Origin of the sequence: Devosia sp. FJ2-5-3 (assembly GCF_029201545.1) — a bacterium.
GTDB lineage: Bacteria > Pseudomonadota > Alphaproteobacteria > Rhizobiales > Devosiaceae > Devosia.
Window position 1 is genome coordinate 2238871 of record NZ_CP104007.1, and the last position, 22445, is coordinate 2261315.

Annotated in this window: 15 protein-coding genes and 1 pseudogene; 5 read left to right on the forward strand and 11 right to left on the reverse strand. The window is 58.8% G+C overall.

Annotated elements, in window-relative coordinates:
* Positions 1–210 precede the first annotated feature (210 nt).
* From N0P34_RS10880 to N0P34_RS10895, 4 genes and pseudogenes are all read left to right on the forward strand, one after another.
* On the forward strand, positions 211–2346 hold the full coding sequence (locus tag N0P34_RS10880) for a hypothetical protein (RefSeq protein ID WP_275603270.1): 2136 nt from the start codon (positions 211–213) through the stop codon (positions 2344–2346).
* A complete protein-coding gene (locus tag N0P34_RS10885) occupies positions 2343–5426 on the forward strand; it encodes a hypothetical protein (RefSeq protein ID WP_275603271.1) in 3084 nt (1027 codons plus the stop codon). Before N0P34_RS10880 ends, N0P34_RS10885 begins: the two co-directional genes overlap by 4 nt.
* A 246-nt stretch (positions 5427–5672) precedes the next feature.
* Positions 5673–6320, forward strand: coding sequence for an SRPBCC domain-containing protein (locus N0P34_RS10890; RefSeq protein ID WP_275603272.1), 648 nt, complete (start codon positions 5673–5675; stop codon positions 6318–6320).
* A 232-nt stretch (positions 6321–6552) separates the two neighbouring features.
* A pseudogene (locus tag N0P34_RS10895) lies at positions 6553–6813 on the forward strand (integrase); the annotation flags it as partial.
* Positions 6814–6889: 76 nt separating this feature from the next.
* On the opposite strand, the gene N0P34_RS10900 reads toward N0P34_RS10895, so the two are convergent.
* The 10 genes from N0P34_RS10900 to N0P34_RS10945 all read right to left on the reverse strand — a co-directional run bounded on the left by N0P34_RS10900 (position 6890) and on the right by N0P34_RS10945 (position 18482).
* A complete protein-coding gene (locus tag N0P34_RS10900) occupies positions 6890–7564 on the reverse strand; it encodes a GntR family transcriptional regulator (protein WP_275603273.1) in 675 nt (224 codons plus the stop codon).
* A gap of 78 nt (positions 7565–7642) precedes the next feature.
* Positions 7643–8662, reverse strand: a complete 1020-nt coding sequence (locus N0P34_RS10905; protein WP_275603274.1) for a hypothetical protein — start codon at positions 8660–8662, stop codon at positions 7643–7645.
* Positions 8652–9536 carry an SMP-30/gluconolactonase/LRE family protein gene (locus N0P34_RS10910; RefSeq protein ID WP_275603275.1) on the reverse strand — a complete coding sequence of 295 codons (885 nt, stop codon included), beginning with the start codon at positions 9534–9536 and terminating at the stop codon, positions 8652–8654. Before N0P34_RS10910 ends, N0P34_RS10905 begins: the two co-directional genes overlap by 11 nt.
* 10 nt (positions 9537–9546) lie before the next feature.
* Positions 9547–10428 (reverse strand): carbohydrate ABC transporter permease, encoded by an 882-nt coding sequence (locus N0P34_RS10915; protein ID WP_275603276.1) that lies wholly within the window; start codon positions 10426–10428, stop codon positions 9547–9549.
* Between the two features lie 9 nt (positions 10429–10437).
* Positions 10438–11391, reverse strand: a complete 954-nt coding sequence (locus N0P34_RS10920) for a sugar ABC transporter permease (RefSeq protein ID WP_275603277.1) — start codon at positions 11389–11391, stop codon at positions 10438–10440.
* Between the two features lie 59 nt (positions 11392–11450).
* Positions 11451–12689, reverse strand: a complete 1239-nt coding sequence (locus N0P34_RS10925; protein WP_275603278.1) for an extracellular solute-binding protein — start codon at positions 12687–12689, stop codon at positions 11451–11453.
* A gap of 20 nt (positions 12690–12709) precedes the next feature.
* Positions 12710–13813 carry a sn-glycerol-3-phosphate ABC transporter ATP-binding protein UgpC gene (gene ugpC / locus N0P34_RS10930; protein ID WP_275603279.1) on the reverse strand — a complete coding sequence of 368 codons (1104 nt, stop codon included), beginning with the start codon at positions 13811–13813 and terminating at the stop codon, positions 12710–12712.
* Positions 13813–15054, reverse strand: coding sequence for an enolase C-terminal domain-like protein (locus N0P34_RS10935; protein WP_275603280.1), 1242 nt, complete (start codon positions 15052–15054; stop codon positions 13813–13815). The genes ugpC and N0P34_RS10935 overlap by 1 nt, the downstream gene beginning before the upstream one ends.
* 2 nt (positions 15055–15056) lie before the next feature.
* Entirely contained in the window at positions 15057–15827 is a 771-nt protein-coding gene (locus N0P34_RS10940) for an SDR family NAD(P)-dependent oxidoreductase (protein WP_275603281.1), read from the reverse strand.
* 15 nt (positions 15828–15842) lie between these two features.
* Positions 15843–18482, reverse strand: coding sequence for a glycoside hydrolase family 38 C-terminal domain-containing protein (locus tag N0P34_RS10945; protein ID WP_275603282.1), 2640 nt, complete (start codon positions 18480–18482; stop codon positions 15843–15845).
* Positions 18483–18590: 108 nt separating this feature from the next.
* Here N0P34_RS10945 and N0P34_RS10950 point away from each other — a divergent pair, with 108 nt between their 5' ends.
* Complete coding sequence (locus N0P34_RS10950) at positions 18591–19322, forward strand: SDR family oxidoreductase (protein WP_275603283.1); 732 nt, start codon at positions 18591–18593, stop codon at positions 19320–19322.
* Between the two features lie 1448 nt (positions 19323–20770).
* On the opposite strand, the gene N0P34_RS10955 is transcribed toward N0P34_RS10950, so the two are convergent.
* A complete protein-coding gene (locus tag N0P34_RS10955; protein WP_275603284.1) occupies positions 20771–22423 on the reverse strand; it encodes an ABC transporter ATP-binding protein in 1653 nt (550 codons plus the stop codon).
* Between the last annotated feature and the right edge of the window lie 22 nt (positions 22424–22445).

The following is a 22445-nucleotide window of genomic DNA, read 5'->3' on the forward strand; positions in this document are numbered from 1 at the left end:
TTCATCGGCTTTGGAATTTCCGCATAAGATGGGATTTCATAGCCCCATCATTCAAGATGAAAGTCTAGCGATTTATGTCAAATTCACTGCTCGCAGAGTATCGAGTGACGTCTTTGGATGGAAGCTGCTTCAATTGATCAAGTTGAATCATGTTGACTGAATTCAACGGACATAATTCATTGGCAAGACGAAAAATTTCCGGGCGCCCAAATGACTGGACTAGAGGAAGTTGCAGCGACGGCACTTTCGATGTGGGTAGGCGGCAAACTCGGGGAGTTCGCCTTCGGCTACGTCTGCGGCAAGGTCACCGATTTTACCTTGGGCCAGGTCGATCAACGCATTCGAAAGGCATCTGAACAGGGACATTTGCCCCCGAACAGAGTGTTCGAGCGCGCGGCGCTGCGTTCCGCGCTTCAGGCCACTCGGTATTGCATGGACGAAAGCACGGCCGAAGATATGTCGGGCAAGGCTGCGGGCGGCGCGATCATGTCGACCGCCTGGACCGGTGAAATATTTACGCGGGGAGCACCCGCAGCACGGGCTTACAGCTGGCTGGAAACCCACACGGGCAAGTTGCATCACAAGGCCGATGAAAGACCTCGCCAGGAAGCCATCGACAGCCTGATGCCTAGCCAGCAAGACGCCGTCCTTCTTGGTCGCAAATTCGCCATTAGTTCAATCGCGGGAGCCGAGGTCGAGGCGCAAGTCGACTCTGCGGTGAACCTTCTAGGTCAGCACATCATCAACAAGGTCATTGCCGAAGGCCGCTGGGCTGACGGCGACCATGCGCGGCAAAGACTGGAAGAAAGCTGTGCTTCGGGCAACCGCTGGAACTATGCCTTCTCCCACTTCTACGCCCAGGAGATCAAAGAAGACACGGCCCTCAGCAGGCTCCTCCAAACCGTGCAGCTGGTGGACATAGCCTCCGCCCAGCAGGCCAACCATGCCGCGGTGACAGAACTACTCAAACGGCTCGAAACTCGGCTGGACGACCTCGTGCAGCGCGCGCCGGTGTCCTCCGGTCCCTCCGGCCGGGAGGCCTGGGCGTTCAAACACATGTTTCGCGACCCCGCCGGAAGAATCGTGGGCGAGGACCGCTTTCATTTCAGTGCCGCGCGCGACAAGTTTGTCGGACGCGAAAAAGACCTCGATACAATACGGCGCTCGCTGTTTGGCGACGATGCCCTCGGCGAGCGCTTCCTCTGGATGGCGGTCTGCGGGGAAGGCGGCACAGGCAAAAGCCGGCTTTGCCAAGAACTGATTGCCAAGGCGCCGGACCTCGGATTCATGAGCGCCGGTTTCGCGTCCACTGACTTCATTCAGGACAAGGACTGGCTGGAATCTGCTGCCGACAAGATCCGCGAAAACACGCTTATGGTCGTCGACTATTCCACTAATTCCATGGATCAGCTGCCCGGATTTCTGGACAACTGGGTGAAGTATGCCAAGAAGGATACAGAAGGACCGCTGATCCGGCTGATTATCATCCTGCGCAATTCCAATGACCCCTTCTTCGGCCAACTGGAACGCTCGCGCTCGGATTATCGCGGGCAAATCCTGGCAGCGGAGAGAAAACCTGGTGGCCGGCGCCTGGCCCTGGCTGATCTTTCTGACGACGAGATCGTGCAATTGATGCGGGCGCGGATGCAGAGGCTCGCCGCGGATTCAGCGACGGCACAAATCCAGCTTGATGCGGAATCCTTGCTGAAGCACTTGAGGCGCTTCGACCGTTTCACGCGGCCACTTTTTGCCTTGATGGTCGCGGAGGCCCTGCAAAACGGAGAACTGGACAAGATCGGCACCTCTGCCGACCGAGAGAAGGCCCGTTTCACGCTGTTCGCGGCATATCTGCAGCGGCAAAGACATCAATATTGGCAGGCGAGCTGGCACCGGGTTTGCGACTCGGGCAGCCCGCATGCCCTGGAACAGCATGAGAATGCCGTGCGTCTCGCCACGGCGACCGCTGGCCTCGAGATCGAACATTACGACACCATCCGCAACGCGATGCCCGAAGGAATGCAGGAAATGCTGCCTGAACGGCGACAACGCCGCATGCCAGACAGCCTGCAATGGCAGTTGATCCAGACCATAACCGGCATCGAAATGACCGGAGCAGAGGGTCCTGAACGATTTGCGCCGCTCGAACCCGACCTGATCGGGGAATTCTTCGTGCTCAAAGGCAAAGAACTGAGCATGCTCAATGAATGGGCCCTCGATCTCGAAACCCTGATCTCGCTGGCCTATCAGCACCATCCAGACAGAACGCTGCATTTTCTGCGTATGGCGGCACAGGACTATCCTCAGTTTATGGCTGAGCGAAATTTCCTCCTTCCGGAGCTGACATGATGGAGACGATGGCGGTGTCCACTGACAGCAAATCGCTCGAGGCAGTTCGCAGGTCCGCGTTTCTCCGCAATATTTGCGCCGATCTCAGCAGGCGCGCCGATCCGGATCAGCGGACGAACGAAGAAATGGATGTGCTCGACAAGGTCTTGAGCATTCTCGAGAAATTGGAGACCCTCGGCGTAGAGGATCTGGCCTATCTGGAGAGCCGGGCGAAAATCCTCGAACAGATTGCGTCGGTTGCCGGCAATGCCATCAATGTCAATATCAACATCGAGGATGGCAACGAACCAGAGGAAGCGGGGCGGGAAAAAGCCGAACAGTCCATGAGTGCCAGCTTCGACCAACCAGGTGTTGCCCTTAGGTCGGAGACCGGCAATCAGGCGAGTCAGCTTGCCGGTATAGCTGCCGGCTTCGGCAGGAGTGCAATCTCCAGAGCTCTCCGCAATGGCGGCGGACGCCAGATGGACGCGGAGGTTCATCCGGACGTGATCGGCAGGGCAGATGGCCTGTTGCGCCGAGTCTTCTCGATGGCTTGGAACAGTCTCTTCGTGGTGCCCACGGCGGAACTTGCAGAGCCCCTGACAGATGCAGTCGCCAGATGTGTAACCAGCCTGTTTTGGGTCGATCGCGGTAACAAGGAAAAGGGTGGACGGCACGCTTCAGCGCTCAATGAGGACGACACTGCAAGGCGCGCCGAAATCAAGCAGGCGCTGTTGACGCAATTGCACCATACGGCAAAGCCCTTGCACCGCTCCATTGCGGTTCGGGTTCTGGCGGCGCTCGGCTACTCAATGAATGGCCTGCCCCGCGAGGATGTCTTTGCTGCAATCAATCTGGCCTACTCGCCTGCGGCACTGGACCAGTTCGAGGACTGGAATACCTTCCATCCAACGCTCAAAGCCTTCCCCAACATCGTGATCTCTCTACTCACCACGGGCCAGGGCGGGGAGGATGACACGCCGCTGGCGATCGCCATGCAGCACCTAGTGATGAAGAAGGGTGGCGAACTACTGTCCCAACTGGTGGCCGATCCCGGGGTCCCCGACGACGATGTCGGCCAGGCGGGTTCGGCCTTGCTCTCAGGGGTCACGGTTCTGGCGCACAAGATGGACGAACGGGCCCATGCCGGGGCGCTACAGGCTTCATGGCACATGGTCGCGGCGGCCATTGCACCGATCGTCGATCGCCTCAAGATCGACAGCAATTTCTTGATGTTCCTGGCGCTCCCTTTTGTCCATGGGTTTGAGGACAAGACCAGCGACGTCATCGGCATGCGGTTTGCCAAAGTGCCGCGCCGACTTCGCCCGCTATTGGAGGCAAGGCGCGTATCGGATCACGACTTCCGTCACCACTACCGACACTCCCTTGATTATCTCATCCACTACTACGTCCTCTTCAGTCCGGCCGACGAACAGGACACGCTCGCTTTCGCCACTTCGATGCATCTGTGTATCGGCGACGTGTTTCTGGCGGAAGTGCACGACACTCTGAACAGAGCGGGCTGCTTCTCAATGACATCGGAACGAGCGCTGAGCTTGGCCGAATGGCTGGGGGCCATCGGCAACGCCACAGCGACCTTCGAGGGAACCAACGCCAGCCGAAGCATCTATATGCTCTGGTCCAGGATGTTGTTCGATGGCGCTGCGGACAAAGTCGATGCCGCCATAGAGGAACTTTGGAATCGAACGGAGGGTACCGCGCTCGAACAGGTCCTTGGTCGCACCCTGGCGCTGCGCGGCTTTGCACTCGCAGTATCCTTTGGCGGGATGGCGGCTGATGCGGATGGGCGCTTCGCATCCAGGCTGCAGCAGATCAGGATGCACAGGACAATCGACTGGCTGCGGGAGGTCGAACAGTCGACCGACTTGCAGACGGCCTGGAACGACCATGACGATGCCGTTGTCGAAGCGACTATGGCGCTGTCATCTATCGATATTAAGTCCGGCGGAGACATTGGTCGCTGGCTTGCAGCGGAGGACTGGAGCGTGAACTTTGGGTCTGTCGTAGAACTTGACCGGCGCCTGGCAAGGGCACTGCTGGAGCGCATTCGCCAGCAACAGAATGCGGCGAAAGCTCTGGCCGACCTCCAGGTTCTCAAGCGACTTGCACAACGTGAATACAGCCTGTTGCGGGCGGCGATCGATGCCGTACTCGTCATTCTCCCCGAAGGCTCTGCGCAGCGGGACGAGTTACTGATCGAACGCGGCAAGATACGGGAAGAAGACGACGCCAGGATTGAATCTCCAAGCGTCGAATATGACCTTGATTCTGGTCTGCTTTCCGCGCAGGAGGCCGCCAAAATGCGTGATCGCGCCGCAACGGCGGCAGCCTGGCACCTGCCCTTGCCGTTCCGCGCGATTTGGGAGGAGTTGGGCCCGGAGGAACTGATCGAGATTGTCCAGCGCGCTCGATCTACGATGACCGATTTCCGGGCATCGACCCGCGCCAAGCTGGCCGATGCAATTCGAGCCCGTCGCACCTCCCTTCCCTTTTACAAGGGTCACGATCTGGTGGAGATCCTGATCGATGATGGGGGGGTGCCGCGATCGTTCAACATGATTTTCGGACCCGAGGCGGCAATCTGGCTGCACGGCAAGTCAGATCCGCTCCATCGGCTCAACACCACCGTGCCGATCGATCTCGCGGGCGGGGTCTTTGCCGAACTCTACTTGAATTTCTTCTGTGCCTACGTGCAGTCCGGCGAGGGACCGTTCCACATCGTCACCGAACCGGACGACCTCAAGGGCCATCTGCTGACGGGCACGACCTTGTCCGACGAAAATATGGCCCTGCTCGAAGGCAAGTTCGGCGAGTTACGCCAGAAAGGCCACCGGAAGGCCAATGACGGGTCGACCGATGCTGCGATTGCGGTTGATGAGAATGGGCGTTTCCTCGAGTCCACATTGGTCGTCTATGCGCGTGGCCTCTTCATCGCCGAATTCGCAATCGAGCCGACCGGCATGGTACAGATGTTGGAAGAAGAGCCGCTGTTCACCTCTGAAAACATTCGCATCGAGCGGATTGTTTCGGGGTGGCGCGTTGGCCGGACAACCTCTTCATCTGAAAAAGAACTAGACTAGCCATTGGCGGCATTCATCACTGAAGTGGCTACTGCACTTGAAGTTGAGCAACCAGACAGTGTCTGCTTTTCGGTAACTTTATTTTAATCGCGAATGACCGCCACGGGGTCGATCCCGTACGAGGAGTTATGGCGCAAAAAAGGATAGCGAGCTCCGAAACTCGTCATTCAGGAGCATGGAACCAGCAGCTCAATGGGCTATTTCAGTCATCCCTATATTAGTTTGAACTGAAATAACGAGGCGGCTATGCCATTCGATATCTCGGCGCATCTGAGCACGACACAGCGCGACGTCCGAAACGTCGAACATCACGGTCAATCGGCCAAGGACGTCGTTGCCGCGCGCGTCTATGACACCAACGCAGCAGACCTCTGGGAGGCCGTGACCAATCCGGTTCGCATCACGCGCTGGTTCGCTCCGGTGACCGGCGAATTCAAGCTGGGGGGGCGCTTCCAAATCGAGGGCAACGCCTCAGGCACGGTTACAGCCTGCGAACCAGACCGCTCATATGCGGCCACTTGGGAGTTCGGCGGCTATACCAGTTGGATCGAAGTAAATGTCTCCCAAGAGGGCGAAAAGGCTCGCGTCGAAATCCACCATATCGCGCCCCATCCAAATCCGCATTGGGACCAGTATGGAGCCGGGGCTGGCGGCGTTGGGTGGGAACTTGGGTTAATTGCCCTTGCCGAACATTTGAAGCGTCCTGGGGATGATGTGCGCGCCGAAGGCGTCAATGGCTGGGAGACATCTAGCGAAGCCAAGACATTTGTCGATCAAGCAAGCAGCGCTTGGGGACGGGCCGCCATCCACGGAGGTGACCAGCCTCGGACCGCCATGCAGGCAGCCGAAGCCACCAGGCGCTTTTATTCCGGTGAACCGCCGCTGGATGCGTAGTGCACACCTTGGACGTTCTGGGCGATCATGTGCGGAGGGCATCGCCGACCGTCACTTGAAAGAGGACGGCAGCTTTCAGGATTGCCAATGACAACTGCAGAGGGCTGGAATGGGGTCGAGAGCTGCCGGTCTGGTATCGTGCCCCTTCCTTGCGCTTATGGAGGGCCCCCTCGCTTATGCGCGTGCCATTAATCAATTCTCCATTGGCCGCTTCGGCCGATGGAGAATTGATATGGGTATCTCACAGTATGATCCTGCTGCTGCCGGCAGACCCGCCTGGAATGCTGGCAAGCAAGTTGGCGCCAAGCGCGCCTTGAAGGTCAAGCAAATCTGGACGATCCGCTTCTTTCTACATCGAGAAAGTCGAATGAGAGACCGAGCGATTTTTGACGTGGCTATCGACAGCAAGCTTCGAGGCTGTGACTTGGTGAAGATCAAGATCGCCACACTCGTGTCGGGACCTGCCGTTCGCTCCCGATCGATGGTGATCCAGTAAAAGACGGGCAGAAAAGCACCGATTTTGAGACACCCACCTCGGCACAACTCAGAGTGGTATCGTCCTTATGCCCCTAGCGAACCAGTCGCTTTTTCGGAGCCTTGGCGAAATACTGCGGAAATGTCTCTTTGGCTGCCTCGGTGAGCTTCAGGACGCGGCGAAGGTGAAACTGCAGGGCCTCCACGCTTCCGGCCAGATCGCCCGAGGATACCGCCGAAGCTATTGCCTTGTGTTGGTCGAGGACCAGCGCCACGTCATCGACGCCATTGACCATAAGATGTCGAAACCGATCCATATGGATCTTGGCGCGATCGATTTCGCTCTGGATGTGCGCAAAGCCGGCGGACTCGGCGATAAGAGCGTGAAAGGCCTCATCTGACGCATAGAAGCGTTCCATCTCTCCGATGCGGGCGCAGGTTTCCTGAATGCTTATTTCGATCCCAAGGCGCTGGGCCAGTGGCTCGTGCCGCCCAAGTTCGATCACGCGTTTGAGGAGCGAAGTTTCAATCGCCTCGCGCAAGAATTGGGACCGTTCGAGATCGGCCTCCCGAAGAGGGGTCACAAACGTGCCACGTTGCGGCAAAACTTTGACGAGGCCAATGTCGGACAATCGCAGAAGAGCCTCGCGCGTTGGCGTGCGGCTGACCCCCAGCTCGCCTGCGATACTGACCTCCGAGAGCGCTTCGAACGGCTTGAGCTGAAAGGATACGATCTTCTCGCTCAAGACGCGGTAGATCTGACGCGACAATGCGTCAGATCCATTTCCAAGCTTCAGTTCCGTTGGCAACATTGCGATCGGGGCGCCTTCGTTATTATCGATCACCATTCACGATGCAGACAGATGATTGACCGCGATGGAATAGCGGATCGTCAGCGGCTCATCAGGTGCCAGATCGATAGCAGTCCTGGTGCCAGCCGTAGCGATGGGGTTGGCAGCGGCCGAGGTTCGAGGAGAAAGTCCGAAGGCCGACGATGAAGGTTCGATCCCTATACAAAGGGTTCGTCCAAGCCAAGGCGCTCCCTGCCGGCCTTTGTTCGAATACCACAGGAGAATACTCGGCAGTAACGCTTTGTCCCATGAAATCGCTACTTCGTACCGATCCACAAGATGTCGAAGTGTCGCTCTGCCGTCGACGTCATTGAGTTGAAGAAGTTCCTCCGCGCTTCCCAATAGAGGAAGATGGCTTGCGTCGATCTCTTTTCCATCCAGGGACGGCACCGCGATTAGTCTTGTAAACTGTTCATCCTTAGCAAAAATTTCGGCGCCTGGTTCAATGACACCGGGGAAAGTTGAGCCGCTTTTGAACGCCCCGGGAATGAGCTGGGCTGCGCCCGGCTGCGAGGGCAAGGCAAAGCAGGCGTGCAGGGCGACCGGCATCCTGCAGGCCTGACGCGCGTGTATCTCCAGTTCAAGGTCGATCCGAGGCTCACCCGCGACACCGCGCAAGCGACGAACCAAGTGCGATATGGAATGGTCCACGGGATAGTCGATCGACAATTCCACAAAGTCGGAATCGGCTTGCGGAACAAACTGCCAGGCATGGTTCGAGCTGTAGCCGTGCACGTCGTCGTAGCGGTCAGCGTCATCCATGACCGCCTGCCAACGGGATGTGAAACTACCCTTGGGCATGGGGTAGCCAAAGGGTACGCAAGGCCATTCGCCCCGTAGTCCGGTCGTAAGTCCGTCGAGCTCGTGGCCAGCCTCGTTCCACCACGGCGCGATGAAAAGAGGGGACACCTGCCTTCCATCGGGCAGGGTGAACGCCCCTGCCCCGATCATGCCGCCCAGAGCTTGTATCGAGAAAATCCCGTGCGACCATTTGAGGACAGCGTTTTCAGCCGGCATAGTAGTTTTCCCGAGCGCCACGGACGTCGACTTGTGCCGAGAGCAACACGCCGTCCAGCGGCCCGGGCTTTTCCAGGCCGAATGTGCCACTCGTCACATACAAGGTTCTCAGGTCCTGTCCGCCGAACGTGCAGGCTGTCGGATTAGTGACGGGCAGAGCGATGGTGCGATCCACCCGTCCATCCGGCGCGAAGCGGATCAGGCATGATCCGCTGAAACGGGCATTCCAGAGGTAACCTTCGGCATCGATGCCTGATCCGTCCGGGAGGCCGGGCCCGCCTTCTGCAAAAACGCGGCGGTTGGTAACTACGCCCTCGTCGCGATCGTAGTCATAGGCCCACAGCACATTCTTCATGGTGTCACCCAAGTAAAAGACGTCGCCTGAAGGCGACCATGCCATGGTGTTAGGGATGTGCAATTCCTTGTCGAAAGGGCCGCCAAGGCCCGCCTTACTGACGAAGAACAGGTGGCCACGCGCGCCCTGCATGGAGCGGGGTGTCGCGTCTGGATTAAGATTCTGATCCATCGTAGCCACCCAGAATCGGCCGGCCGGATCGCACTTGCCCTCGTTGAGCCGCATTGGCCCGCGCCCCTCCTCGACAGCCGCAAGGGGGACGAAGCCTCCATCCTCGAAAGTATAGCGGCCGATCTCCAGCCCCTTGCTCAGAATGGCGGCGGATCGGTCGGCATAGAGAGCAATGGCCGTCGGGAAATCGTCGGTGGGACGCGTTTCGACCTGCCCCGTGGTCGCATCCAGCCGGCGCACGGCGCGACCGACAATATCGACCCAATAGAGAAAGCCGCGATCATCCCAGAACGGGCTTTCGCCCACCAGATCGACGGTGTCACCCGCCCTTTGGAACTTGTAGTTCATAGGCTTGCCCCTAAAGCGCCGAGACCTTCATGCCTTCCATGAAGTGCTTGCGGAGTGCGAAAAAGAGAATGATCGACGGAATGCTGGCGAGCAGCGCTGCAGTCAGCACCAGATTTGGACCAGCGGAGGAATAGCTGCCCTGGAAAACCTGCACGCTATTCATGACCGACCGGGTTTCATCACGATTGCCCAGCACAGTAGAGAACAGTAGATCGTTCCAGATCCAGGTGAACTGCAGCAGAAACGTCGCTGTCACCGGGCCCCATGCATTTGGCAAAACTATACGCCAGAAGACGGTGAACTCGTTGGCGCCATCCATGCGGGCGGCCTCATCCATCTCACGCGACAGCCCGTTCATGAAGTTCTTGAGCACCAGCGTCGGGAACGGGATGCAGATGGCCGTGTAGAACAGCAGCATGCCAATATGCGTATTGAGAATGCCCAGGTTCTGATACGCGAAGAACAAGGGGATCAGGTACATCTGGAACGGGAAGATTGTTCCCGCGAAGATGATCATGAACCACATGTCCTTGCCGCGGAAGTTGAGGCGCGTCAGGCCATAGGCGGCCATTGCAGCAAACAACACCGCCACGCCGGCTCCGACTACGCCATAGAAGGCAGAGTTGAGCATGCCCGTGCTCATCTTGGCGCGTGTCCAGGCGTCTACGGCATTACCAATGAACGGAGCCAAACCTTGCGGCAATGCGAGCGGCGAGCCGCTGGCGTATTCGGCCTGGGTTTTGAAGACGCTGACCGCCAGATAGTAAAAGGGTACGAGCCACACGAGCGCGACAAGAACCGCGCCCGCCAGCGTCCACCACTTTCCGTACCGCAAAGCCGCTTCGCGCTTGGCGATGGCATCGTAGTCGAGCAATTCCAGATTGACTGCCATGTCCGTCTCCTAGCGTACCATGCGATCAACGCGCTGCTGCAGCAGGGCCTGGATCCAGGTGACACACAGAACCACCAGACCGATGATGACAGCGACGGCCGAACCGAAGGCCCACGAGCCCTTCTGAAATGCCTCGAAGTACATGTAGACCGCAAGCGACAGACTGCGTTGCCCCGGATAGGAGGCGCCCATCACCCAGAGCAGGTCGAATACGGTGAACCCCGCCAGAACCGACAGAATGGTCACGACCAGCAAGGTCGGCGTCAGCAGCGGAAGGATGACATGGCGGAAGGTCTGGAAGCGGCTAGCGCCATCGATCTGGGCGGCTTCAATCGGGTCCCTGGGAATTGCCTGCAGACCGAGCAGGATCAGCACCATTACCAGGCCCACGGTCTGCCACACAAACGTGGCGATAATCGCAGGGGTGACGGTGTTGGACTGATAGAGCCAACCGATATCGACATTCTGTCCGCTGACCATCGACAGACCGCGATTGAGCAGCCCCTGCGGCGCATAAACATAAAACCAGAGCACGCCCACCGCTGTGGGCGCCAGGATACGGGGGATGAAGATGATGTTCTTGAACGTGTTGGAGAAGCGCACATTGCGCAGGAACATCGCGAGCCCAAGGCCGACTGCGATAGGGAAAACAATGGAGGCGACCACCCATATGGCGGTGTTGAAAAGGGCCTCTCCAAAAAAGGGATTGCCGAACATGCGCTGATAATTCGTCACGCCGATGAATTCGTCGAGCCCGGTGAATTTCCGCCAGTTGGTCAGGCTGAGGTAGATGTTGAACGCCACTGGCGCCAAGAGCAGCCCACACACCATCAGCAGCGCCGGCGCCATGAACAAAAGGGCGATGCGAAAATCCCGACGCTGACGGCGCCGGTCCCGACGCTCGATTTCCGCCACGCCTATTCGGGCGAGCAGGTCCTGATCCCGTTGCGATTGTGCGTCCACTGTCTATCCCCTCAGACAAGCAGGGACGGCAGCGCGGCCGCCGTCCCCTGGTTCTTTTCTTACTGGTTGGCCCAGTAATCAGCATTGAGAGCCTGCATGCGGCTCATCACGTCTTCGGCCGTCGTCATTGTCGGGTCGAGCATGAACCTGTTGAGTTCAGCGACCAGTTCACCCTGCAGATCGGGCGGCACGGCTTCCCACCACCGCAGATAGGCGGCCGTACCAGCAGCGCTCATATCCCCCGAAATCTTAGCAATGATCTCATTGGGCGCAGCCGCCTTGGTGTTGCCGACATAATTGCCCGATGCAGATGACCACGCATTGGCGCCGGCAACCGATGCCCAGAACTTCACCGCTTCCTGAACTTCCGGCCGATCGATGGAGTCGGCCGAGACTACAACCGGACCACCCTCGAGCACGACCGCAGAGGGCAGACCCTCGGTGATATTGGGAACGATAAAGGCGCCGATCTGATCGGTTTCGAGGCCATTGGAGGCTAGCGAACCAACCACCCATTCACCCTTGAGATACATGCCCGCGTTGCCGCCGGCAAAATCCTCGATCTCCTGATTGGAACGCGGGTCGGTGAAGTAACCCTTGGCGTAAAGATCAGACCAGATCTCAAAGACCTTTCGCACCGCATCGCTGTCATAGGCGACCGAACCGTCGTGAATGCCGTTGTATGCGGCCGGATCCGTGCGCAGCAGCAGCTCCTGGAACCATATGAAGCCGCGCCACCCTTCATGTACTGTGGCATTGAAGGGGGTGATGCCAGCAGCCTTCAGCTTTTCGGCGGCCGCCATCAGTTCGTCCCAGGTCTTGGGCTCTTCAGTGATGCCAGCTTCGGCGAACTTCTCCTTGTTGTAGATCATGACCCAGCGGGCCAGCAGCAGCGGCACGGCATAGATGTGACCGTCAGCGCGGAAGAGATCGGCAGCGGAGGCATCAAACTCGCCCGATGCGATCATCTCCTCCCATATGCTGTCGAGCGGCGCGATCTTGCCGGTCGACACCAGCTCGGTGAAGCTGACGCCAGTCCACCAGGTGAACATGTCCGGCAAGTCACCGCCGGCGAGCGAAGCCTGGATGAAGGCCTTGTACTGCTCGGTGGTCGCGTATGGGGTTTCGACGATCTTGACGCCAGCCTCAGCTTCAGCAGCCTTGGCAACGTCCTGGAAGGCCTCGGACCAGAAGCCTTTGTCGTGCACGAAGGTAACATCCTCAGCTTGCGCGACACCTGTCGCCGCCAGTACGGCGGCCACGCAGCTGGCAAGCAGAGTTCCTTTTAGTCGTTTCATCTTCTCCTCCCTCGGTCGCCCTATGCGACCTTTAAATTCTGTTCCGTCTCACGGTCGAACAGATGCATTCGCGCCACGTTGATGTGGAACGAAAGCCTTTCGTTGAGTTCGACGACGCGAGGCTGCTGCATGCGGCTGACGAAGTTCAGCCCGGCAATGGTGCCAAACAGCAAGTTTTCGTTGCCCAGCATTTCGGTCAGCGTGACCTCGCCTTCTGCGGCAACAAAATTTACCGGCTGCATGCCGTGCCCCAAGGGGACTATGTCCTCCGCACGAAGACCCGCATAAACATGACGCCCTTCCACCAGGGCATCTCCATAATGCTCAGCGATGACCGGCAATTGCAGTGGGCCGCTGTCGAAGAGCCATCCTCCGTCGCGGCGCATCAACTTGCCTTCGAAGAACGACATCTGGGGCGAACCGATAAAGCCTGCGACGAACTTGTTGCGCGGCCTTTCGAAGATTTCCAGCGTAGAGCCCTGCTGGGCGATCTCGCCGTCCTTCATCACAACGATCTTGTCACCAAGCGTCATGGCCTCGACTTGGTCGTGGGTGACGTAGATGGTGGTCACACCCAGCTGACGCTGCAATCGCTTGATCTCGACGCGCATCTGATTGCGCAATTTCGCATCTAGATTGGACAGGGGCTCGTCGAACAGAAAAACTTGGGGCTCGCGCACGATAGCCCGGCCCATGGCGACACGCTGCCTCTGGCCGCCGGAGAGCTGGGACGGCCGCCGATCCAGATACGGCCCTAATTCCAGCACCGCGACCGCTTTGGCGATGCGCGCATCGATTTCAGCCTTGGTTAGCTTGGCGAGCTTGAGGGAGAACGCAAGGTTGTCGCGCACGGTCATGTGGGGATAGAGCGCGTAGGTCTGGAACACCATGGCCACTCCCCGCTCACGCGATGGGAGGTCATTGGCCAGCTTGCCGCCAATGATGAGTTCGCCGTGCGAAATCGTCTCGAGCCCCGCGATCATGCGTAAGGTCGTAGATTTGCCGCAGCCCGAAGGGCCTACGAAAACGACCAGCGAGCCATCCTCGATCTCGAGGTCGATGCCGCGAACCGCGACCTGCCGACCATAGACCTTGACGATGTCCTTGAGAATGACCTCAGCCATCAGCGCCCTCCCGAAACGGCGTAAGTTTTCTGGGCAGGGTCGGCGTAACGGAACTCGGGAACGATCTGAAACCAGTCGGGGCGGCCCGGATCTCGGTCATAGGTGTAACCGCCGGTTTCCTTAAAATACTCGGCATATTGAGCGATTTTTTCCCGATCAACCTCAATGCCGAGGCCCGGGCCTTCTGGCACCCTGATGCAGCCGTTCTCATATTTGAGCTTACCGCCCACGAGGATGTCGTCGGTGAGATGATGGTAGTGCGCGTCGGCCGCGAAATTTAGATTGGGCAGGCTGGCGCCCAGATGCAGCATGGACGCGAGCTGAATGCCAAGCTCGCCCGATGAGTGCACGGCGGCCGAGAACTGGAAGGTTTCGAGCACAGTGCCGGCCTTGTAGGCCTGCCGCAGACCACCCCAGAACGTCGTATCCAGCAAGATCACGTCGACCAGCGTGTGCTTGATGCACTGGGCGAGCTGCTCGAAGTTTACCACCACCGTATTGGTGGCCGTGGGGATGCGCGTGGCCTCGCGGACGCGCCGCATGCCTTCGAGCCCCCAGGTCGGGTCCTCAAAATAGTCATTGTTGAGGTTCTCGATCGCCTTGGCAACGCGAATGGATTGTTCAACCGACCATATTGCGTTCGGGTCAAGACGGAGCTGATCGCCCGGAAATGCCTCCGCAAGAGCATGCATGACTTCAATATCCACGTCAGGATGGAATACGCCGCCCTTGACCTTGTGAACGCGGAAGCCGTGCTCCTGCTTGAGCGCCCTGGCATGGGCGACCATTTCCTCAGGCGTTGTTTCACCTCCTGCTGCACCATTCTGGTACCGGTAGAAGAGGTAGCTGGCGAACTCGACCTTATCGCGAATGGCACCACCCAGCAGATCGCATGCGCGGATATTGAGCCGTTTTCCGACCAGGTCCATGCACGCCATTTCAATCGCAGCATGAATCTGGAGACGGTTATTATAGAGCGACGCCGTCGGGCTCATGATCTTCCAGCGCAACTGCTCCAACTGGGTTGGGTCATGGCCCTTGAGGTAGGGCAGCATGGCCAGAACAGATTGCTGCGCAGACTCTCCGCCCCCACCCAGCTCGCCGAAGCCGGAGTAGCCCTCTTCGTCTATGACCTCGACAATGGTGCGGATGAAGCGCCCCCAGTGCGCGCCAGCGCCGTGACGCAGAGGCGCTTCAAGCGGTACGGCTATCGTCGTGGCGCGAATGTCTGCGATTTTCATGATTATTCTGCCTTTTGCGGCGAGCCGCCAATGATGGACAGCAGGCCACCATCCACCCGCACTGTTTCGCCGGTTATGAAAGAAGCCTTTTCGCTGAGGAGGAAGGCGACGAGCTCTGCGACTTCCTCTGGCCGGGCGCTGCGACCCAACGGATGCATGGCGTTGACTTCACGCATCACCGCTTCCGGATCTGGTGCCGTGGCAAGCGCGTTGCGCAGCATGGGCGTATCGACCGAACCAGGCGCCACCGCGTTGCATCGCACTCCAGCGCTGGCGAAGTCGACCGCGATTGACTTGCTCAATCCGATCAGCCCGTGCTTGGCCGTGGTGTAGGCCGCGACGCCAGACTGAGTAGCAAGGCCCTGCACTGACGCCATGATGACGATAGACCCGCGCGACTTGACCAGTTCTGCAAGGCTGGCATGAGCCATGAGATAGGCAGCGCGCAAATTGACCGACATGACCTCGTCCCACGCCTCGAGTGTGGTCGTCAGCGCGGTTCCATATCGCTGGATGCCTGCGTTATGAGACAGGCCCCTGATCGCTCCGCTTTGGGCCAGGCCCGCCGCCACGGCGCGATCTGCAATGGCCGGATCGGCAACCGACCCTACCACTGTCGAGACGTCCGAACCGGAAGACCGGAGGATGTCGGCAACGGCATTAAGCTCTCTCTCAGCCAGGTCGACAAGCACCAGCGGGTGGTTGTCTTCGGCCAACCGAGCCGCAACGGCTCGGCCTATGCCCATGGCGGCTCCAGTGACGATGATGCTCATGGTTCGGCGCCTTTCCTAATGGAATTCCGCACCAAAGCGTACCAGAACCGTCCGGATCTCCAGCGGCGCCAGAGACAAAGTCAGTTCCGCCCCTGAGGTCGGCAAGGCATCACGTGGATGCTCGAGAGGATCGGCTGCGTGTGCCGCCGCAATTGGACTCCCGAACCTGACGGTTGCATCGAAGGCGTCTCTCAGGAGGTTCTGCACACGCAGCACCACCCAGCCGCCCGTTTCAGCGGGCTTGCTGGTGACCAGGAGAGGCTGGTCGCCAATGTCCAGGAAACTGCGGGGTGTGGTATCCACCGGAGCGTAGTCGCGCACCGGCACCGGCGGAACATGTGCCTCCGCCGCAAAGCGGCTGATCGTGCCGACATCTGGGCTTCCGGAATGTGTGGCCAACCGATAGCGGAGCGGAATCTTGCCACTCTGGCTTGGCCGGAAGTTGACCAGCCAATGATTGTTCAGCGCCCAGGACATCACCGTCGGCCCTTCGGGATGCAAAGTGCGATCCCATTTACCGGTGGTGATGCCGCCGAGATGCACAAGTGGCGCATCGAGCGGGGCGATTGTGACCCCCCTGTTGCCATCCGACACATTGACCCAGCGCGTAATGGGATACCAGTCCTTGGCCGCGCCATCGAGTTGGTCGTCATTGGGAACGGCGGGGATGCCATTCAGATCGATCAGGAAGTCGGGTTTGCCCAGGTTGAATGGGAACGCAATAAAGACAGCTTCGGCATTGAGATGCTCGATCTTGTCCAGCATCCAGTCGATCGCGACCTCTTTCTTGCCAGCGTCCAGGGCGTAGCGAACGGTGGCAGAGCGCACACCCGCCGCTTGGATCGTTACGTCAATCCTCGCCTGGCCCTCAAAAATCTCGGCTGCAGAAAGCGTTACCTTTGAGGCGACCTCCCGCTTCCAGGGGGTGTCGGAGCGCCCTTCGAAGAAGTTGGGGTGGGCGAAATCGATATTGGCAATCGCCAGCCGATCTTCGGGCGAGTCCACCGTTTCGTAGATGTACTGGCCCGGCTGCCAGCCTTGATAGGTGCCGGCGTAGTCGTGGTTCTGGGCCTTGTCGAAGAAGCTCTTTATCCCACCCGTGGCCGGGTCGATTTCCAGCCGATAGTGGGCATTCTCGATGACATTGCCTTCCGCCTTCAGATCGGTCGACGGCACGCCATCGGCCACCTTGAGGAAGGCATAGCCGGATGCCGGGATGCGACCAGCGACGCGCCGGATTGCCGGGATCGGACGCGCCCCACCCCAGGTTGTATTGCGATGGAAGAACGTATCGAGCATGCCGATCGGAGCAGCACCGCCGCGCGGCTCCGGCTCTTCAACGATGACCTCGCGATCCCAGGGCAGCGAGTTGAAGACCAGGACCTCGTCGATGCCCGACGGCGGGAAAGCGACTTCTGGCTCAAGATCACCAAGGTTGAAATTGCCATCCTCCGCCTTGGCGCCAACCTTGGCGGCGATGGCGTTTGCGGCACGGGCAACCTGGTCGTGAGCGTCCATGGCTGCCGAATAGGCAAAGCCCGCTTTCTTGTTCCATTGCGACAGTGAAAACAGGGCATAGGGCTCCTCTACGGAGGAGTAGCCACCCCAGGTGTGCTCGTCATAGAGCGTCATGTTCTCATAGGTCGTGGCGGCGCGCTCAGGAGACCAGCTGCCTTTCTCGCCATCCATCCGGCGCCAGCTTTCCATTGCCTCCGCCATTTCCAGGATGCCGTGCGTGCGGCGGTTGATGCCGGTCTCACCAGCGGACGAGGCGACGCCATCCGCCCAGTGGTCGGTCCAGTCGCCACGCTGTGTGCCGATGTTGCTGGCCCAGTCGCGCTTCAGCATGCGGCCGAAGTCGGTAACTGTGATGAACTCCATCCGCGGCGAGCGGCCTTCCGCGTTCCAGTTGCGGACGAATTCGGGCATGCGCGGATCCGGCGGACCATTATCCACCCGCACCGGATTGGTAGCCTCGCAATAAAGGAAGTCATAGGGATAGCTATCATCGTTTTCGAGCTGCTCGATCCAGCGCGGCAGCAGGCGATCAACGAGGTTCCAGTTGCCGATGCCGGCCTGAGAGCGCCCGAAGAGATAGTGGTAGCCGTTCCAGGCGAGGACTTTCTTGCCACTTGGCCCCTCCCAGTTGAAGGCGCCGGGGAATGGATTGGGGCGCGCGCCGCGGATCGGGTTCACAGCCTGCGTGTAAAATGAAATTCCAAGGTCGGCGAGAAGGTCGGCATAGAGCCAGGACACGCCGTTCACGTCGTCCTGCATGGCAGCTTCGACATTGAACCCGAACTCATCGCGTATCGCGCGCAGCGGATAGAGACTGCGGTGCATCTGTTCGACGTTGAGAAGCGGCGTCATGTTGTAGCTGATGCCGGCGATGTCGATCCGGCCCTGCTCGTGCCAATATTTAAGCCGCCGTATCTGCTCGGCAGACGCAGAGCGCAGGTATTTCAGGAAAGGTCCTGTGGTTTCAACGGTCCAACGGTAGCGCGCTTCGGTCGGATAGGCGTCCGTTTTCTCAATCAGATCAAGCGCCTGCTCGACAAACTCGCCGTGCTGACGGATGCAATTATCCTGATAATCGGTGTAGCCGATATCGGTGTGCGAATGATTGCAGATCAAGATTTTCTGGATTTTGCCCACGTCGTTCCCTCCCGTACTTGGCACGTTGAATTTGCGCCTTAGTTCGACTACCATACTAGCACGTTAGTCGACGTCAAGGGACGTGCGGGAAAAATTTTGGAGACTAAGTTGGCCGATCTTGATGGAAAGAAAGTGCTGATTACTGCGGCCGCTCAAGGCATTGGCAGAGCGTCCGCACAGGCCTTTGCGCGTGCAGGTGCAGAGGTTGTGGCGACCGACATCAACGAGGTGGAACTCAGCACGCTTGCGTCAGAGCAGGGCATTTCGACCCGCAGGCTGAACGTCCTGTCGAAGCTTGAAATCGAGGCTGCGGTCGACGAGATTGGACGCATAGATATCCTTTTTAACTGCGCAGGCATGGTGCATAGCGGCACCATTCTCGAGATGACTGATGAGGATCTGGACCGGGCATTTGACCTGAACCTGAAAGCTCAGGTCCGAACCATCCAGGCCGTGCTCCCCCAGATGCTGCAACGCCGGGACGGGGCGATCATCAACATGGCGACAGTCGCGAGTTCGGTGAAGGGCGTCCCCAACAGGGCAGCCTACTCCATGTCGAAGGCTGCCGTGATCGGGCTGACCAAATCGGTCGCTGCAGACTATGTCTCATCCAACATCCGTGTGAATGCCATCTGTCCGGGCACAGTCGACAGCCCCAGCCTCCACCAGCGGTGGCGAGACACCGGCGATTTTGAGGCTGCTCGACAATCGTTCATCGCCCGCCAGCCCATTGGCCGGATCGCGCAACCAGAAGAGATCGCCCACCTCGCGATTTATTTGGCGGGCGCCACATACACGACCGGTCAAGTCCACATCATTGACGGCGGGTGGACAGGTTAAAGCACCTCACAATGCAAACCCGAAGAGGAAGGCAAACACGTCGGATATTCGGTGCTAGGCAGTGCAGCCGTAAGGCTGCCGCCGACAAGTCTACACTGTGGTCCCTAGATATTACCAAACTGCGGGAGCAGCAGAGTGTAGACGAAAGTTTGTGGTCGCTAACGGGCCTGGCGACAACGCGCCCCATTCTTGCCGTTGGATAAGTCGTAGCGTCAACCCTAAAGCAGATATTTCTAGACTGCGCGATGTTCGACTGCATTGGGGGCGCGGACATTCGCTATTGGCAGGCTGATTGACTGGCAGAACATAGCGCCACCGCCGTCTGAACCATGCGAATGCCCCCACATTACCGAAGCAAGCTTTAGAAGGAGTACGACGTGAACAATCTTTGGAACACAGAACGCCGTCTGTGGCAGGAAGGCGTTAGCGCTTACGAAGAAATCATGGCACCAGAATGTGTAATGGTGTTCGGGCCAGTGGGGATCATGCGTAGGCCGGAAATAATTCAGAGCATGAGCGACGCCGCCAGATGGTCGGAAGTTGAGATATCCGACACCACGCAAACTACGCCTGCTGAAAATGTTTCAGTCGTTGCGTACCGGGTTTTGGCCAGGAGGCCGGACGCAGAGACGTACGAGGCATTCTGCATGTCGACTTACATCAAGTTTGACGGAAGTTGGCGGCTTGCCCAGCACCAGCAGTCGGTAGTCCAGCGGGCCTGACTACATTTAACCACCAGACATCCGCATGATCGGGCCTAAAGAAGTTAGGTCCGGATTCCGCGTTTTCTCTCAACTTTGATCGCAGCTCGCTTCCATATTTGGTCAAGCGATCTGCGAGGTTCAACGTCCGATATGGGGCGGAAGCAGCCGTGCGGCAACGCGCCCCTTTTCCGCCGTCCAAGATATCCCCACGTTCTCCCAAAAGTTGCCATGATTATGGCCAGAGCGAACCAGTTTGGGGGTAGCGGCAGGGCAGATATGTAGACTCAATATTGAGAGCTTTGTACATCCGCGATGCCTTCGGAGGCAAACTGGAGCCGCAACTCGAAGGAGTGCTCGAATTGGATCTCATCTGTCTTTGCCAGCCGGACAACAACGCGTCGGAAAGCACGCGTTGAAGCAGTCACCTTCGAATGCAAAATGGGCGTCTAGGCAGATTGCAAGTCTGAAGCGGCGGCCGTCTTGCTCATCGTACGGCCAATATCCAAACCGCATTGCCTACGATCCTCGTTTTGCTCCCAAGGCAAATTGTATGACGCTGAACGCCGCAGCTCTCCGGCGCTCGACCTCTTCCGCGATTTTCTTTCACTGCTTATCCGCGACAAGCGACGAATGCACAACAGTACCATCTGCCGCGGCAGTTGAGGACGCCCCGATACATTATTCGCACCGCGCTTGAGATACGCAGTGGGCACACTGCGTCTACTTAGATCCCAATCAGCTAAATCATGCGAGATACGGGCCGACTTCCTCAAAGGTGGATTGGCCTGGAACGGCCGCGACTAACTGTTGAGTGTAGGGGTGCTGAGGGGCGTTGAAAATGCGTTCGGGGTCGCCGGATTCAACGATCTCGCCACGCTTCATAACGTGCACGATATGTGAGATTAGACGGACGACGGCCAGATTGTGGCTGATGAAGAGGTACGACAGACCAAGCTCGCGCTGCAGTTCGACCAGCAATTCGAGCACCTGCGCCTGAACAATGACGTCGAGCGCGGACACGGCCTCGTCGAGGACGATGAGCTCCGGCTTCAGAGCTAAGGCTCGGGCGATGGCCACTCGCTGGCTTTGCCCACCTGAAATCTCGGCCGGACGCCTGTTGGCAATGTCTTGCGACAGGGCGACCTGCTCGAGCAGTTCCTTGACCCGAGCTGCCCGGAACACCGCGTCACCGATCTTGTGTAGGATCATCGGTTCTTCGATGGACTCGCGGATTGTATACCGAGCATCCAGCGATCCGAAAGGGTTCTGGAAGACGGGCTGCATGCGACGGCGCACGCTGAAGAGGTCGCGGCCCTCAAGATGAGTGATCGGTGCGCCGTCAAAGATGATTTCGCCCGATGTGGGCTTCTCGATCTTGAGGAGCATGCGGGCGGTTGAGGACTTGCCCGATCCTGACTCGCCAACAATGGAAACTGTCTCGCCTCGCCCGATGGTCAGGCTGGAGTCCGCTACGGCGACAAAGCTTTTGTCCTTGCCGAACAGCGACTTGGTATCACCATAGATCTTGCGAAGATTGCGGAGTTCAACGAGGGGCCGCTCCTGGTCAGTGCCGCTTGCTGGGCGAGCGGCCACCAGAGGCTGGCTCTCAAGGGTCGGCGCTGCCGCGATCAGGCGGCGCGTGTAATCATGTTGCGGGTTGCGCAGGACGTCACGTGCGGCGCCGGTTTCCACCACATCGCCGCGAAACATCACCACAACGTCGTCCGCATAGTCGGCAGCAAGTCCCAGGTCATGAGTGATCAGGATCATTGCCGTTCCGAGCTTGCTCGTCAGCTTCTCAAGCTCGCGCAGGATGATCGCCTGCACTGTAACGTCGAGCGCACTTGTCGGCTCGTCAGCGAGAAGCAAGGCGGGCTCACACGCCAGGCCCGCGGCAATGAGGACACGCTGGCGCATGCCACCGGACAATTCGTGCGGGTATTGCCGTGCCCGCCGCGCCGGGTCCGGAATGCCGACCATGTCCAGCAGCTGGATCGCGCGCTCAAGCGCTGCCTTTCCAGACGCCTTGCCATGCACACTGAGCACTTCGGCGATGGTGTCGCCGACCCGCTGCAGCGGATTGAGATTGGTCATCGGATCCTGCGGAACCAGCCCGACATTCTGGCCGCGCAGATCGCGCAACTCGGCTTCGCTCATGCGCGTGACATCGCGACCCTGAAACAGGATTTCGCCTTTGGAGACGCGGCCATTGTCCGCCAGCAGTCCGTTGATTGCTGCTGCAATGGTGGACTTGCCCGACCCGGACTCCCCGACAACCGCCACCTTTCGCCCTGCCTCAAGCGTGAGCGAAAAATTCCGGACCGCAGAGACAGGACCTCTGGAGGTGCTGAACTCGATGTCGACGTTACGGATCTGGAGAAGCGGCGTTGCGTGCATGAAATTTGTCCCGGAAGGTGAC

Bases quoted from the DNA above. Each gene is read 5' to 3' on its own strand.
- N0P34_RS10880 (WP_275603270.1), top strand. From the start codon at position 211: ATGACTGGACTAGAGGAAGTTGCAGCGACGGCACTTTCGATGTGGGTA.
- N0P34_RS10885 (WP_275603271.1), top strand. From the start codon at position 2,343: ATGATGGAGACGATGGCGGTGTCCACTGACAGCAAATCGCTCGAGGCA.
- N0P34_RS10890 (WP_275603272.1), top strand. From the start codon at position 5,673: ATGCCATTCGATATCTCGGCGCATCTGAGCACGACACAGCGCGACGTC.
- N0P34_RS10905 (WP_275603274.1), bottom strand. From the start codon at position 8,662: ATGCCGGCTGAAAACGCTGTCCTCAAATGGTCGCACGGGATTTTCTCG.
- N0P34_RS10910 (WP_275603275.1), bottom strand. From the start codon at position 9,536: ATGAACTACAAGTTCCAAAGGGCGGGTGACACCGTCGATCTGGTGGGC.
- N0P34_RS10915 (WP_275603276.1), bottom strand. From the start codon at position 10,428: ATGGCAGTCAATCTGGAATTGCTCGACTACGATGCCATCGCCAAGCGC.
- N0P34_RS10925 (WP_275603278.1), bottom strand. From the start codon at position 12,689: ATGAAACGACTAAAAGGAACTCTGCTTGCCAGCTGCGTGGCCGCCGTA.
- ugpC (WP_275603279.1), bottom strand. From the start codon at position 13,813: ATGGCTGAGGTCATTCTCAAGGACATCGTCAAGGTCTATGGTCGGCAG.
- N0P34_RS10935 (WP_275603280.1), bottom strand. From the start codon at position 15,054: ATGAAAATCGCAGACATTCGCGCCACGACGATAGCCGTACCGCTTGAA.
- N0P34_RS10940 (WP_275603281.1), bottom strand. From the start codon at position 15,827: ATGAGCATCATCGTCACTGGAGCCGCCATGGGCATAGGCCGAGCCGTT.
- N0P34_RS10955 (WP_275603284.1), bottom strand. From the start codon at position 22,423: ATGCACGCAACGCCGCTTCTCCAGATCCGTAACGTCGACATCGAGTTC.